The organism is Serratia sp. 506_PEND (assembly GCF_001076875.1).
Taxonomy (GTDB): domain Bacteria; phylum Pseudomonadota; class Gammaproteobacteria; order Enterobacterales; family Enterobacteriaceae; genus Serratia; species Serratia marcescens.
The window spans coordinates 1-13,693 of sequence record NZ_JVEL01000603.1 but is presented as its reverse complement, the minus strand read 5'-3'; the positions used below and the strand labels follow the sequence as shown (position 1 = coordinate 13,693).

Genomic DNA, 13,693 nt, shown 5'->3' with positions numbered 1-13,693 from the left:
CGTCACCGTGCTGGCCGACGGCAGCATCGACTTCGACGACGCCAGCAAAACCGAGAACACCCGCGTCTCTTACCCGATTTATCACATCGAGAACATCGTCAAGCCGGTGTCCAAAGCCGGCCACGCGCGCAAGATCATCTTCCTGACCGCCGACGCCTTCGGCGTGCTGCCGCCGGTGTCGCGCCTGACGCCGGAGCAGACCCAATACCACTTCCTGTCCGGCTTCACCGCCAAGCTGGCCGGCACCGAGCGCGGCATCACCGCGCCGACGCCGACCTTCTCCGCCTGCTTCGGCGCCGCGTTCCTGACCCTGCACCCGACGCAGTACGCCGAAGTGCTGGTGAAACGCATGCAGGCCGCCGGCGCCCAGGCTTACCTGGTCAACACCGGCTGGAACGGCAGCGGCAAGCGTATCTCGATCAAAGATACTCGCGGCATCATCGACGCCATTCTGAATGGCGACATTGAGCAGGCCGAAACCTTCACGCTGCCGATCTTCGGGCTGGCAGTGCCGACCGCGCTGCCGGGCGTCGATCCGTCTATCCTCGATCCGCGCAAAACCTATGCCGACGAATCGCTGTGGCAGGAGAAAGCGCAGGATCTGGCGCAGCGCTTTATCGATAACTTCGCCAAATATACCGTCACCCCGGCGGGCGAAAAACTGGTGAACGCCGGGCCGAAGCTGTAACGCAGACGTTTTGCATTCTGCTGTTTAAGGGCCGAACTCTCGGCCCTTTCTTGTTTTCATCCTTCCGCCAGCAAACCCGGCATCACCAGCGCCACCGCCGCCGCGATGCGCTCGTCGATCGCGCTGCCCGGCGGCAACAGTCCCAGCGTCATCTGCCGTAGCGGTTCGGCGATGGTCATCGCCAACATCAGGTCGCTGGTTTGCGCCCAGTCGCGCTCACGCAGCCACCCGCACTGCTGCTGGCGCTGCAGCCAGTCCGCCACCGTCGTCCGGCCGCGCTGAATGCCGTTGCGCTGATAGCTGTCCAGCAGCGCCTCGCGCCCCGGAAACTCGCTTTGCAACAGCCGAAACATCCCCACCGCCTCGGCGCTCAATACCTGCTGCGCGATGGCCTGCAGCCCTTTTTCCAACAGCGGCGCCACCGCCGCCCGTTGCCCGGCATCCTCGGCGAAGGCCGACTGAAACGCCTCGGTCCAGCCGCTCACCGCCTGCGCGACCAGTTCGTCGCGATTAGCGGCAAACCGATACAGGGTTTTTTTCGCCACTCCGGCGCGTTTCGCCACCGCGTCCACCGTTGCTGCGGCATAGCCGCCGTCGAGCAGCAACGCCAGCGTCGCCTGCGCCAGCGCGGCGCGCAGCGCCGTTTCCGGCGTGGCCGGCCGACCGCGAGCGCGCGGCGGTTCTTCATTCGGGTTCGCCATCTTTATTCCTCACAAGCATTGACAGACTCAGCATAGCAGCATAGTTTTATTTTGGAAACGATATTAGTTTCCAAAATAAAACAGGAACCCATTATGACACACCCTTCCCTGCTGGCGCCGTGGGGCGTCAACGATATCAACGAGTTGCTCAGGCCCGAACCGCTGCGGCTGGAGATGGGGCTGAGTCGCAGCGCCGACGGCCTGCTCACCGTCGCGATTCGTACCGATCTGCACGGCTGCAAAGGGCGCATGCTGGACTGGTGGTTCACCTTCTTCGAGAACACGCAGCACATCAACTGGTGGCACCCGCACGATCACGTCGAACATCGCGGCTGGGATCGCCACTGGAAAAAAGGGGAAAGCTACATCGGCGCCAGCATCGAAGCGGTCGAATGGCTGGCGGAGCTGCCGCCGGTCGCGGCGCGCCTCAAGTTCCACGCCGCCGNTGACTTCTTCGCGCCACAGCCGCTGCGCCAGGCGCGTGACGCGCAGGCGCTCTCCGCCGCGGTTTGCGCGCGCATCGGCTTCGGCGATCAGGTGGCGTTGGATGACAACGGTGATCCCTGCGACGGCGAGATGCTGCATTTGGTGCGCGATACGCCCTACGGGTGCGTGCTGCGCAGCCGCTTCCTGCTGGGTAAAGCCTGCGCCAACGCCCACGACGAACTGTCGGATGACATCGGGTTTAACCTGATGCGCCACTGCTACAACGAGTTCAGCTATCTGGCGCAGTTCCTGCCGTCGCTGTACTACGCCGAAAACGGCCGCGAGCCAGCGCCGTTGCTCTGGTGAATCGCGCCTCACAGTTCCCGCTGAAATCAATTGATTGTTTTGTCGTATAAATTTAGAACTGACGAACAATAATTCAAAATATGGGAACGGGGATGAATCAACAGACTCTCGACGCGCGCCGCTCGCGTCAGGCGTTGCTGGCCGGCTCGGTCGGCAACTTTATCGAATGGTATGAGTTCGGCGTATACGGGTTCCTGGCCACCGTTATCGCCGCCAATTTTTTCACGCTGCAGGGTGAAAATGAAATCACCAGCCTGATCCTCACCTACGCCGCTTTCGCGCTGGCGTTTTTCTGTCGGCCGATCGGCGCGGTGATCTTCGGCCGCATCGGCGATCGCATCGGCCGTCGCCCGACGCTGATTGCGGTTCTGCTGTTGATGACGCTGGCCACCGCGCTGATCGGCGTCATGCCGACCTATGCCTCGATCGGCGTCGCCGCCCCGCTGCTGCTGACGCTGCTGCGCATGTTTCAGGGGCTGTTCGCCGGCGGCGAATTCGGCGGCGCCGTGTCGCTGATGACAGAGTTCGCCCCGAAGGGCAAGCGCGGGCTGTTCGGCGCCTGGCAGTCGCTGACCGTCGCGCTCGGCCTGTTGGCCGGCGCCGGATTGGTGGCGCTGTTGGCCGCACTGCTCAGCGCGCAGCAGCTGCATGACTGGGGCTGGCGCATTCCCTTCCTGCTGGCGCTGCCGATGGGCGCCGTGGCGCTGTGGCTGCGGCTCAAGCTCGAAGAGACGCCTACGTTTACCCAGGCGCAACAGGCCGCGGAACACAACGCCCCACCGCCGGAAGCGAGCTTGGGCGGCGTAGCGAAAACCATACTGATCGGCATCGGCCGCATGATGGGCTGGTCGGCCGCCGGCTATACCTTTCTGGTGGTAATGCCTTCCTATTTGCAAACCTCGCTGCACGCCACCTTCCAGCAGGCGCTGGTGGCGACGGTGCTGGCCAACGTCGGCTTCGCCCTGACCATTCTGCCGGCGGGCATCATCAGCGACAAACTGGGACGTAAAACGGTGATGCTGACGGCGGTGGCGGCGGTGATCCTGTTCACCTTTCCCTTACTGCACCTGCTGCAGGATGCGCAGAGTTCACTGTGGGCCAAAGGGTTGGCGGTGATGGTCGCCGGCGCCGTGGTCGGCCTGCTGGCCGGTCCCGGCCCGGCGATGCTGGCTGAGATGTTCCCGACCCGGGTGCGCTATACCGGTTTGGGGCTGGCTTACTCGCTATCCAATGCGGTGTTTTCCGGTTCGGCCGGGCTGATTATCACCGGCCTCATCAAACAGACCGGCAATATCGACATTCCCGCCTACTACGTGGTCGCCACCTCGGTGGTGAGCCTGTTTGCGCTGATGACGCTGCGCCGCGACGATCATCTGCGCTCGCTGAACGAACGTTAATCCTGCGGGGGCACATCGCCCCCTTGCCAACTCGTGACCTCGATCACAAGGCAAAAATGTTAACGTTAACTTTTGTGATTAACATCTCATGCGTGATATCTGGCCGCTTCATACCTTCGCGAGTTAACGTTAACAATAGAGCTAACTTCACTCACCGGGGCCCTACCCATGAACCGCGAAACGAAAAAATATTACGTGCTGCTCAGCGGCCTGCTGTTCTTCTTTTTCTTCACCTGGTCTTCCAGCTTTTCGTTGATCTCGCTGTGGCTGAATCAAAAGATCGGGCTGAAAGGCGCCGAGACCGGCCTGATCTTCTCCGCTATCTCGCTGGTGGCGCTGTGCGCACAGCCGCTGTACGGGTTTATTCAGGATAAACTTGGGCTGCGCAAACACCTGCTGCAGTTTCTCGGCGTGATGCTGCTGCTGACCGGCCCGTTCTTTATCTACGTTTACGCCCCGCTGCTGGCGAGCAGCCTGCCGCTCGGCGCTTTGGTCGGCGGGGTGTTCATCGGCGCCACCTTCTTCGCCGGTATCGGCGCGCTGGAATCTTATACCGAGCGAGTCAGCCGCATCAGCGGTTTCGAATTCGGCCGCGCCCGCATGTGGGGCTCGCTTGGCTGGGCCAGCGCCACCTTTGCGGCCGGTTTTATCTTCAATATCAATCCGAACATCAATTTCTGGCTGGCCTCCGCCGCCGCCGTGGTGTTCCTGGTGCTGCTCAGCCAGGTACGCGAGCTGAAGCCGAATGCCATGGCCGGCCTGGCGTTCGGCAAACCGGAAAACCTGCGGCTGCAGGACGCGCTGGCGCTGCTGCGCATGCCCGGCTTCTGGGCACTGGTGGTGTTTGTGCTGGGGATCAGCGTATACAACGTTTTCGATCAGCAATTTTCGGTCTACTTCGCTTCACAGTTCGCTTCTCGCGCACAGGGCAACGAGATGTACGGTTTTCTCAACTCGCTGCAGGTCTTCCTCGAGGCAGGTGGCATGTTCCTGGCCCCGCTACTGGTGAACCGCATCGGCGCCAAACAGGGGCTGTTGCTGGCCGGTGGCGTAATGGCGCTGCGCATGTTCGGCTCCGGCTTGGTCAGCGGCGCCCTGATGATCTCCGCCATGAAACTGCTGCACGCCGTAGAGTTGCCAATCCTGCTGATCGCTATTTTCAAATACATCGCGAGCCGCTTTGACAGCCGACTCTCCTCCACGCTGTACCTGGTAGGTTTCCAGTTCATCACCCAGGTGATGGCCAGCTTCCTGTCACCGCTGGCGGGCTATGGTTATGACCGCATCGGCTTTGCCGACACCTATCTGCTGATGGGCTGCGCGGTCGCCGCCACCACGCTTGTCTCCTGTTTCCTGCTGCGCGGCGAACGCTCCGCCACGGCAACGCCCTTTCCATCCGCCATTAAATCAAGTGAGTCTGTCCAATGAATACTGCCTTAGCTCAAGCCGACCATGCGGTCGAAGCCCTGCGCGCAGAACGCCGAGACGATTATTATCCGCAGTTCCATCTCGCGCCGCCCGCCGGCTGGATCAACGATCCCAACGGCCTGATCTGTATTGACGGCGTCTATCATGCCTTCTTCCAGCATCACCCCTATAGCGAGCACTGGGGCCCCATGCACTGGGGGCACGCGACCAGCCGCGACCTGATACGCTGGCAGCATCAGCCCATCGCCCTGGCGCCCGATGCGCCCTATGACCAAGACGGTTGCTTTTCCGGCTGCGCCGTGGATGACAACGGCGTGCTGACGCTGATTTACACCGGCCACGTGTGGCTGGGCGAACCCGGTGACGACAGTCAGGTGCGGGAAGTGCAATGTCTGGCCACCAGCGAAGACGGCATACGCTTCGTCAAGCACGGGCCGGTGCTGGCCCCGCCGGACGGCATTCAGCATTTTCGCGATCCGAAAGTCTGGCGCGAGAACGGCGAATGGTGGCTGGTGGTCGGCGCCAAAGAAAACGGCCTGGGCCAGGTGCGCCTGTACCGTTCTGCCGACCTGCGCGCCTGGCGCTTCGATCGGGTGCTGGCCGGCGCGCAAACGGCGCATCAAGGGTATATGTGGGAATGCCCGGATTTCTTCCCGCTGGGGGAACAACACCTGCTGCTGTTCTCGCCGCAAGGACTTGCGGCGCAGGGCTACCGCTACCGCAATCGCTTCCAGAGCGGCTATCTGCTTGGCCACTGGCGGCCTGATAGCGACTTTACGGTGACCCAGCCTTTCTGTGAGCTGGATGCCGGCCACGATTTCTATGCGCCGCAGACCTTCACCGCCGCCGACGGCCGTCGGCTGCTGTTTGCCTGGATGGATATGTGGGAATCACCGATGCCCAGCAAAGCGCACCGCTGGGCCGGCGCCCTCACCCTGCCGCGCGAGCTGACGCTGGCCGCCGACGGCAGCGTCCTCATGAACCCGGCGCGTGAACTGGCGGCGCTGCGTCGAGAGTCACACACGTTGTCGGCGCAGACGCTGACCAATCAGCAACTGCCGCTGGCGAACGATATGCAGGAGCTCATCCTGACGTTGAGACAGGCCGACAGCGACGCTGAGCGTTACGGGCTGGCCATTGGGAGTGCGGCGCGGCTGTACGTCGACAATCAGTCACACCGACTGGTGCTGGAGCGTTTTAATGAGCACCCGGCGCTGTGCGCCTGCCGCAGTGTGCCGCTGCCGGAAGGTGACACCGTGTCGCTGCGGATCTTTATTGACCGCTCCTCGCTGGAAATCTTCGTTAATCAGGGAGAGGCCTGCCTGACCAGCCGCTTCTATCCGACGGCGGGCGATCGCCGCCTCAGCCTGTTCGCCGAAGGCGGCCGGGCGCAGTTCGAGTCAATCGAGGGATGGCAGTTGGCGAGCATCTGGGGGTAATGGGAATGAGCACCGGGCGCGCAGCGACGCACCCGGTGCGGTTACAGCGAACCACGCGCCAACAGCGGGCAAGGCACTTTCACCGTATCACGCTGTTCCCGCTGCTCGATCACATGCAGCGCCGCAAGGCGACCCAGCGCATAGTGCGGCAATTGCACCGTCGTCAACGCCGGCAGGAACAGCTCGCCGATGCCAACCATGTTGTCGTAGCCCAGCACCGCCACCTGTTGCGGTATCCGCCATCCTTGCGCCAGCAATACCTGATACACCAGAAACGCTATCCGATCGTTCCCGCATACCACGACATCGCAATCGCGCCGGCCGGCAGAGAAATGCCGCGCCAGCACCGCGACGCAGTCGCGATAGCCTTGATCGCCGGCGCTCAGATCGAGATGATACTGCCGCAGTTGTTCAACATCGCGCCCCGCTTCGCGCCAGGCGCGCTCCAGACCGCGACGGCGCAGCCCCGCCGCCAGCGTATCCGCCGGTAAATGTATGCACAGCGGCGAACGATAGCCTTTGGCGATCAGCGTGCGCGTGGCGTCATACTGCCCTTGCTCATCATCAGGAATGTAGCTGGCGATCGCGTGCGCCGGGCTGACGCAGTTGGCCAGCACCAGCCTTTTGTCCAACAGTTTGGCCGGCACATCCACCTGACGCAGCCCCATGGTGGTGAAGATCACGCCGTCCGGTCGATGCGCCAACAGCAGATCGACGGTCTGTTCAGCGTTGTCGTCGGCAAACAGGTTGACGACGAAGCTGTTCCAGCCGCGCTCACGCGCGGTTTTTTCAATCGACAGGATCATGTCCACCGAGAATGGCGTCGTGGCGGTGTCCAGCGCCAGCACGCCGAGCGTCTGTACGCGATTTCCGTCACCGCGAATACGCCGCGCCGACAGATCCGGCACGTAGTCCAACTGGTCGATCGCCTGTTTGACGCGGTGATAGGTTTCCGGCCGCAGCTTGCCGGGTTCATTGATGGCGCGGGACACCGTCATCAACGAGACTCCGGCAAGTTTTGCGACGTCTTTCAGCGAAGCCATGCGCCCTTCTTTATGATTAATGGGGAAAAGTGAATAATCCCATAACCGGGCGCAGGACTCTACTCTGCGTTAGCAGGCTGTGATGTTCGCCCACAGGATCGCGCCGTCGGCCGTCAGCGGCGTCACTTCGCCGCCCGCCGCCGTCCACCAGACACCCTCGCGCGCCCGCAGTTCGCCGCCCTCCGGCAGCGACCAAACGCCGCTCAGCACATACAGCACGCCCGCCCGGTTGGGTGACAGGGTGACGGGCGCCGTGCTGCGCCGCACCTCGGCCGCCTGCCGGCCGCGGCGTGTCATGATGTTGAAATCCTGACTGGCGCCGCCCAGCAGCGTCGCTTCCAGCGCCACGTCGCCGGAAAACGCGAACGGCTCCCCGACGCGCGCCAACTGATGGTCGATATGCCCGGCGCTGAACAGCCGCACGCCGTCGCCTTCCAGCAGGGTGATCGAACGATCGATGCCCGCAAAGGCGGAAAACGGCCCGTCCTGCGCGATGGTGGCGATGCTGGCGCGCCAGTCAAAATCCTGCGCGCCCGGCGGCCAGCTGACGATTTCACGGGTTTCCCCACCGCCGTTGCGCCACGGGCTGACCGGCAGCGTGGCGAAGTTAAAACGGGTCAGGCTCATTACGCCTCCTGCTGAAAGGTTTTCAGCACCTGCAGGAACTCGGCGCTGCTCTGCTGCTGCAGCGCGTGCCGCCCCTGCTCGATCACCTGCCGGCCGCCGACGAACACGTCGCGAATTTGCTCTTTGCCGCCGGCGAACAGCCAGCGATTGAGGATCGAGGCGTCCGGCGCCGCCGCCAGATACGGATCGTCGCCGTCCAGCACCAGCCAGTCGGCGCGATAGCCGCTCTGCAGCCGACCGATCGGCGCGCCGCACGCCTGCGCGCCGCCCTGCAGCGCCTGCAGGTACAGCACATCGCCTACCGCCGACTGTTCCGGTGTCGTCAGGCGATTGCGACGCTGATCGCGCAGCCGCTGGCCGTATTCAAACCAGCGCAGCTCTTCCACCACGTTGAGCGAAACGTGGCTGTCGGAACCGATGCCCCAGCGCCCCTGCTGCTGCAGGTAAGCGTCGCCGGGGAAAATGCCGTCGCCGAGGTTGGCTTCGGTGGTCAGACACAGGCCGGCCACCGCGCGGCTGCGCGCCAGCGCTTCCAGCTCGTCGCGATCCAGATGGGTGGCGTGCACCAGGCACCAGCGCTGATCCACCGGCAGATGGTCATACAGCCAGGCCACCGGGCGCTGCCCGCTCCACGCCAGACAGTCGTTCACCTCTTTTTGCTGCTCGGCGATATGAATATGCACCGGCAAGGTGCGATCCGACGCGGCCAAAATCTGCTGCATCTGCCCCAGCTCCACCGCACGCAGTGAGTGGAAACACAGCCCCTGATTCTGCAACGGGCGATCCGCCAGCTGACGGGCAATCACCTGCTGCTGATGCAGATAGTTTTCGGTGTCCTGGATAAACCGTTTCTGCCCCGGCTGGGCCGGCTGCGCGCCGAAACCGGCGTAGCTGTAAAGCACCGGCAGCATCGTCATGCCGATGCCGGCCTGATGCGCGGCCTCGCTGAGGCGGCCGGTCATCTCACCGCGATCGGCGTAAGGCTTGCCGTCGGCGTCGTGATGCAGGTAGTGGAATTCGGCCACCTGGGTGTATCCGCCCTTGAGCATTTCGATATACAGTTGACGGGCGACCACCTCCACCTGCTCGGGCGTCAGACGCTGCACCAGGCGGTACATCAGATCGCGCCAGGTCCAGAAGCTGTCCTGCGGGTTGCCCGCCACTTCCGCCAGCCCGGCCATCGCGCGCTGGAAAGCGTGGGAGTGCAGGTTCGGCATGCCCGGCACCGCGTCGCCGTGCAGCCGAATGCAGCCTTGCGGCTCAGCGTTGGCGGTAACTTGAGTCAGATAACCTTGCGCATCGACGTCCAGCCGGACGTTATGCGCCCAGCCCTCTGGGAGCAAAGCGCGTGGGGCAAAATAAGCAGGCATGGCAGTATTCCACGGTTAATGTAACGGCGAATAAGGCGCGGCGATGGCGCGTCTTAAGGAATTTTTGGCGGTCGCCGGCAAGTTTCTGGCGCGACAGCCACTAGTTGTATATACATATACATACGCCGACATCAACAGTAAACTGGTGTTATTATTTTTTTATTTGACGAGGTTAACGTCGTGGCTGAACAACAGACCGTGTTACAACTGGCGGCTGCAATGAGCGATGCCCCCGCCCCGATCTACCAACGGGTCAAACAGGCGATCGTGAATCAAATCCGTGCGGGGCATTGGCAACCGCACCAGCGCGTGCCCTCCGAAAGTGAACTGGTGGCGGAACTGGGCGTCAGCCGCATGACCATCAACCGCGCGCTGCGCGAGCTGACCAGCGAAGGTTTTTTGATTCGCATGCAGGGCGTCGGCACCTTCGTTGCCGAAGCCAAGGCGCATACCGCACTGCTGGAAGTGCACAACATCGCCGATGAGATCGCCGCGCGAGGTCATCACCACAGCAGTAAAATCCTCGAGCTGAAGGCCCGCCCGGCCAGCGAGGAAGAAGCGACGGCGCTGGGCATTCAGCCCGGCCAACGACTGTTCTACTCCCAGATCGTGCATTACGAAAACGACGTGCCGGTGCAGGTGGAAGACCGCTGCGTCAACCCACTGGTGGCGCCGGATTACCTGAAGCAGGATTTCGACCGCGTCACGCCCTATACCTATCTGACGCAGGCCGCGCCGCTGACCGCCGGCGAACACATCGTCGAAGCGGTGATCCCCACCCGGCGCGAGCGCGAGCTGCTGCAGTTGGAGGACCACGAACCCGGCCTGCTGATCCATCGCCGCACCTGGTCCGGCAAAACCGTGGTCACCTCGGCCCGGCTGCTGTACCCCGGCAGCCGTTATCAACTGTTCGGCCGCTTCACCAGCGAAGTCTGATCCCCGGCGGGCGCCCCTGCGCCCGCATCTCCGCGGTCGATCACATCCTGATAACAAAATCTCTCCCGCCTCTTGTGACATCCCGGTGAATGCGTTAGGTTGTTTTTAATTGTATATACAACCATGTGGGAGCTGCGGCTCCGGCGGAGGAAAGCAATGACGTCTGAGATTCACTGTGACAGCCTGTGGCACGGCGCCGATATCGTCACCATGCGCGACGGCAAATATCACACCCTGACCGACGGCGCGATCGCCGTGCGCGACGGCAAGATCGTCTGGATTGGCGAACATGCGGCGTTGCCGCCCGGCCTGATCGCGGACGAAACGGTGAAATTCGACGGCGGCATCGTCACCCCCGGCTTTGTTGACTGCCACACGCACCTGGTGTTCGGCGGCAACCGCAGCGGCGAGTTCGAACAGCGGCTGAACGGCGTAAGCTACGCCGACATCGCCGCACAGGGCGGCGGCATTATCTCCACCGTGAAAGCCACCCGCGAGGCCGACGAAGCGCTGCTGCTGGAGCAAGCGCTGTTCCGCCTGCGGCCGCTGCTGGCGGAAGGCGTCACCTGCGTGGAGATCAAGTCCGGCTATGGCCTCAGCCCGGAGAGCGAACTGAAAATGTTGCGGGTGGCGCGCAAGTTGGGCGAGCTGCTGCCGGTCGAGGTGAAAACCACCTGTCTGGCGGCCCATGCGCTGCCGCCGGAATACGCCAACCGCGCCGACGACTACATCAATCTGGTCTGCGACACCATCATCCCGCAGGCGGCCGCCGCCGGCCTGGCGGATGCGGTCGACGCCTTCTGCGAGCATCTGGCGTTCTCACCGGCGCAGGTGGAGCGAGTCTTCGCCGCCGCCGAAGCCGCCGGTTTGCCGGTCAAGCTGCACGCCGAGCAGCTCTCCGCCCTCGGCGGCAGCACGCTGGCGGCGCGCCACCACGCGCTCTCCGCCGACCACCTCGAATACGCCACCGAGCAAGACGCCCGCGCCATGGGCGACGCCGGCACCGTGGCGGTGCTGCTGCCGGGCGCCTACTACCTGCTGCGTGAAACTCAGTGCCCGCCGGTAGCGCTGTTCCGCAAGCACCACGTGGCAATGGCGATCGCCAGCGACGCCAACCCCGGCACCTCGCCGGCGCTGTCGCTGCGCCTGATGATCAACATGGCCTGCACGCTGTTCCGCCTGACGCCGGAAGAGGCGCTGGCGGGCGTCACCACCCACGCCGCCAAAGCGCTGGGGCTGCAGCACAGCCACGGTACGCTGGAAACCGGCAAGGTGGCGGACTTCGTTCACTGGCCGCTGTCGCGGCCGGCGGAACTGGCTTATTGGTTGGGCGGTCAACTGCCCTGTACGGTGATTTTCCGAGGAGAAGTACGTCAATGACCATTCGCGATCCTTTTAGCTTCCAGACCGGCAGCCTGCCGCTGCTGATCAGCATTCCGCACGCCGGCACGCAACTGACGCCGGCGGTCGAGGCCGGGCTGACCGACGACGCTCGCCCGCTGCCCGATACCGACTGGCACATTCCGCAGCTGTACGACTTCGCCCGGGCGATGGGCGCCAGCGTGCTGGTCGGCAACTATTCGCGCTTCGTCATCGATTTGAACCGCCCGGCGGACGACAAGCCGCTGTACACCACCGCCACCACCGGCCTGTATCCCGACGTGCTGTTCGACGGCCGCCCAAGCTTCCTGCCGGGCAAAGCGCCGACGGACGAAGAACGCGCCGCCTACCTGCAGCAAATTTGGCAACCTTATCATCAGCAGCTGCAGAACGAACTGGCGCGCCTCAAAGCGCGCCACGGCTATGCGCTGCTGTTCGACGCGCACTCCATCGCCTCAGTGATCCCGCGGCTGTTCGACGGCCAACTGCCGGATCTCAATCTCGGCACCAACGGCGGTGAAAGCTGCGCCCAGGCGCTGAGCGAGCGGCTGGTCGCCTGCTGCGAGCAGCAACAGCAGTACACCCACGTGCTGAACGGTCGCTTTAAGGGCGGTTATATCACCCGCGCCTATGGTCAACCGCAGCAACAACAGCATGCGATCCAGCTCGAACTGGCGCAGGTTAACTACATGTCCGAACAGTATCCTTTCGCGTTCGAGCCCCAGCGCGCCGCCTCGCTGCAGCGCCTGCTCAAGCAGATGATTGAAAGCCTGTTGGACGGCGCCGCCAGACTGAATTGATCCCCCTTTACAGGCGCCGCCGCGCGCCTGTTTTTCTCCCGCCTCTAACCGCAACGCCAGCAGCAATCTGCGCGCTATATCAAAGTTTCGCGTGATTCCCCGCTAACTGGTCTAAACAGCGCACAAAACAGCGGCCGACGAAAAACGCACTGCGCCACAATCAGCCCAAAAGCCCGCGCTCCGCGCCGGGCGGCGTGTGGCCAGCTGGCCCGTTTCGAATACTCTCTGGAGGCCCTATGTCTGTAACACCGTTAAACTGGCGCGCTGCCGGCGCCTTGGCCGAACAACTGCTGGCCGGCTGGCAACGGCATGGCGAACCCGGCGGCGCCATCACCCTGTTTGACGCCCAACAACGCCGCGCCACCGCCTGCGCCGGCCTGGCCGATCTGGCGCAGAACACCCCCTTCACCGCCGACAGCGTGGTGCGTTATGCTTCAGTGACCAAGCATATCTTCGCCGCGCTGGCGCTGAACGCCACCGATCGCGCCATTCGGCTGGAGCAACGTCTGGGTGAACTGCTCCCCGCCCTGCAGCCCGCGTTGGCGGACGTTACCGTCGGCCAGGCGCTGGACATGACCGGCGGCCTGCCTGACGTGCGCGAGACGCTCGGCCTGCTGGGCATCTCGCTGCACGCCGTCAGCGAGGCGCAGCCGGTGATGCGGTTTGTCGAGGGGCTGGAGAAATTGAACTACGAAGCCGGCAGCGAGATCGCCTACAGCAATACCGGCTATCGGCTGCTGGAGGCCGCGCTGCGCAGCAAAGGGTATGATTTCGACCAACTGGTGCAACAGCACATCGCCCGGCCGCTGCAGGTGCAGATGCGGGCGCCGGAAAGCTGGTTCGATGTGGTGCCGGGATTGGTGCCGGGTTACTGGCGTGCGCCGCAGGGCTGGCAACACGCCAGCGCCGGCCTGCACCTTTCCGCCTCCGGCAGCCTGACCGGCAGCCTCAACGCCCTCACCCGCTGGCTGCAGACGCTGCTGGCCGACCAGGGTCCCGGCCAGGGCGTGCTGGCGCAACTCAGTGCACCGCGCCGTCTCAATCAGGGCCAGCTCAGCGCCTATGGCCTGGGTCTGGCGCAAACCCCGCTGG

The 13,693-nt window shown here is 63.6% G+C and carries 13 protein-coding genes; 9 read left to right on the top strand and 4 right to left on the bottom strand.

Annotated elements, in window-relative coordinates; genetic code table 11:
* Window positions 1-688: phosphoenolpyruvate carboxykinase (ATP) (locus tag ADK28_RS27415; protein ID WP_048797209.1), on the top strand; the 688-nt coding region annotated here is incomplete at its 5' end.
* A gap of 56 nt (window positions 689-744) precedes the next feature.
* On the opposite strand, the gene ADK28_RS27410 is transcribed toward ADK28_RS27415, so the two are convergent.
* Window positions 745-1,389, bottom strand: coding sequence for a TetR/AcrR family transcriptional regulator (locus ADK28_RS27410; protein ID WP_033640560.1), 645 nt, complete (start codon window positions 1,387-1,389; stop codon window positions 745-747).
* 93 nt (window positions 1,390-1,482) lie between these two features.
* Between ADK28_RS27410 and ADK28_RS27405 the strand changes: the two genes are divergently transcribed.
* From ADK28_RS27405 to ADK28_RS27390, 4 genes are all read left to right on the top strand, one after another.
* The gene (locus tag ADK28_RS27405) at window positions 1,483-2,181 is read left to right on the top strand and encodes a DAPG hydrolase family protein (RefSeq protein ID WP_048797208.1); all 699 of its coding nucleotides are present in this window, start codon (window positions 1,483-1,485) and stop codon (window positions 2,179-2,181) included.
* 92 nt (window positions 2,182-2,273) lie between these two features.
* Window positions 2,274-3,578 (top strand): MFS transporter, encoded by a 1,305-nt coding sequence (locus ADK28_RS27400; RefSeq protein WP_033640562.1) that lies wholly within the window; start codon window positions 2,274-2,276, stop codon window positions 3,576-3,578.
* Between the two features lie 168 nt (window positions 3,579-3,746).
* Complete coding sequence (locus ADK28_RS27395; RefSeq protein WP_048797207.1) at window positions 3,747-5,006, top strand: MFS transporter; 1,260 nt, start codon at window positions 3,747-3,749, stop codon at window positions 5,004-5,006.
* Window positions 5,003-6,445: a glycoside hydrolase family 32 protein gene (locus ADK28_RS27390; RefSeq protein WP_048797206.1), complete on the top strand. Its 1,443-nt coding sequence runs from the start codon at window positions 5,003-5,005 to the stop codon at window positions 6,443-6,445. The genes ADK28_RS27395 and ADK28_RS27390 overlap by 4 nt, the downstream gene beginning before the upstream one ends.
* 41 nt (window positions 6,446-6,486) lie before the next feature.
* On the opposite strand, the gene ADK28_RS27385 is transcribed toward ADK28_RS27390, so the two are convergent.
* From ADK28_RS27385 to ADK28_RS27375, 3 genes are all read right to left on the bottom strand, one after another.
* Window positions 6,487-7,488, bottom strand: a complete 1,002-nt coding sequence (locus tag ADK28_RS27385; protein WP_048797205.1) for a LacI family DNA-binding transcriptional regulator — start codon at window positions 7,486-7,488, stop codon at window positions 6,487-6,489.
* 69 nt (window positions 7,489-7,557) lie between these two features.
* Window positions 7,558-8,115, bottom strand: coding sequence for a HutD family protein (locus ADK28_RS27380; protein WP_048797204.1), 558 nt, complete (start codon window positions 8,113-8,115; stop codon window positions 7,558-7,560).
* Window positions 8,115-9,485: a formimidoylglutamate deiminase gene (locus tag ADK28_RS27375; RefSeq protein ID WP_033640572.1), complete on the bottom strand. Its 1,371-nt coding sequence runs from the start codon at window positions 9,483-9,485 to the stop codon at window positions 8,115-8,117. The genes ADK28_RS27380 and ADK28_RS27375 overlap by 1 nt, the downstream gene beginning before the upstream one ends.
* A gap of 180 nt (window positions 9,486-9,665) precedes the next feature.
* Here ADK28_RS27375 and hutC point away from each other — a divergent pair, with 180 nt between their 5' ends.
* The 4 genes from hutC to ADK28_RS27355 form a co-directional block, all read left to right on the top strand.
* Window positions 9,666-10,421, top strand: coding sequence for a histidine utilization repressor (hutC, locus tag ADK28_RS27370; protein ID WP_028128056.1), 756 nt, complete (start codon window positions 9,666-9,668; stop codon window positions 10,419-10,421).
* A gap of 156 nt (window positions 10,422-10,577) precedes the next feature.
* A complete protein-coding gene (gene hutI / locus ADK28_RS27365; protein WP_016928030.1) occupies window positions 10,578-11,801 on the top strand; it encodes an imidazolonepropionase in 1,224 nt (407 codons plus the stop codon).
* On the top strand, window positions 11,798-12,601 hold the full coding sequence (gene hutG, locus ADK28_RS27360; protein ID WP_048797203.1) for an N-formylglutamate deformylase: 804 nt from the start codon (window positions 11,798-11,800) through the stop codon (window positions 12,599-12,601). Before hutI ends, hutG begins: the two co-directional genes overlap by 4 nt.
* A 236-nt stretch (window positions 12,602-12,837) precedes the next feature.
* Window positions 12,838-13,693: serine hydrolase domain-containing protein (locus ADK28_RS27355; protein ID WP_048797202.1), on the top strand; the 856-nt coding region annotated here is incomplete at its 3' end.

Coding starts and splice junctions, on each gene's coding strand:
- ADK28_RS27410 (WP_033640560.1), bottom strand. CDS start 1,389: ATGGCGAACCCGAATGAAGAACCGCCGCGCGCTCGCGGTCGGCCGGCC.
- ADK28_RS27400 (WP_033640562.1), top strand. CDS start 2,274: ATGAATCAACAGACTCTCGACGCGCGCCGCTCGCGTCAGGCGTTGCTG.
- ADK28_RS27395 (WP_048797207.1), top strand. CDS start 3,747: ATGAACCGCGAAACGAAAAAATATTACGTGCTGCTCAGCGGCCTGCTG.
- ADK28_RS27390 (WP_048797206.1), top strand. CDS start 5,003: ATGAATACTGCCTTAGCTCAAGCCGACCATGCGGTCGAAGCCCTGCGC.
- ADK28_RS27385 (WP_048797205.1), bottom strand. CDS start 7,488: ATGGCTTCGCTGAAAGACGTCGCAAAACTTGCCGGAGTCTCGTTGATG.
- ADK28_RS27380 (WP_048797204.1), bottom strand. CDS start 8,115: ATGAGCCTGACCCGTTTTAACTTCGCCACGCTGCCGGTCAGCCCGTGG.
- ADK28_RS27375 (WP_033640572.1), bottom strand. CDS start 9,485: ATGCCTGCTTATTTTGCCCCACGCGCTTTGCTCCCAGAGGGCTGGGCG.
- hutI (WP_016928030.1), top strand. CDS start 10,578: ATGACGTCTGAGATTCACTGTGACAGCCTGTGGCACGGCGCCGATATC.
- hutG (WP_048797203.1), top strand. CDS start 11,798: ATGACCATTCGCGATCCTTTTAGCTTCCAGACCGGCAGCCTGCCGCTG.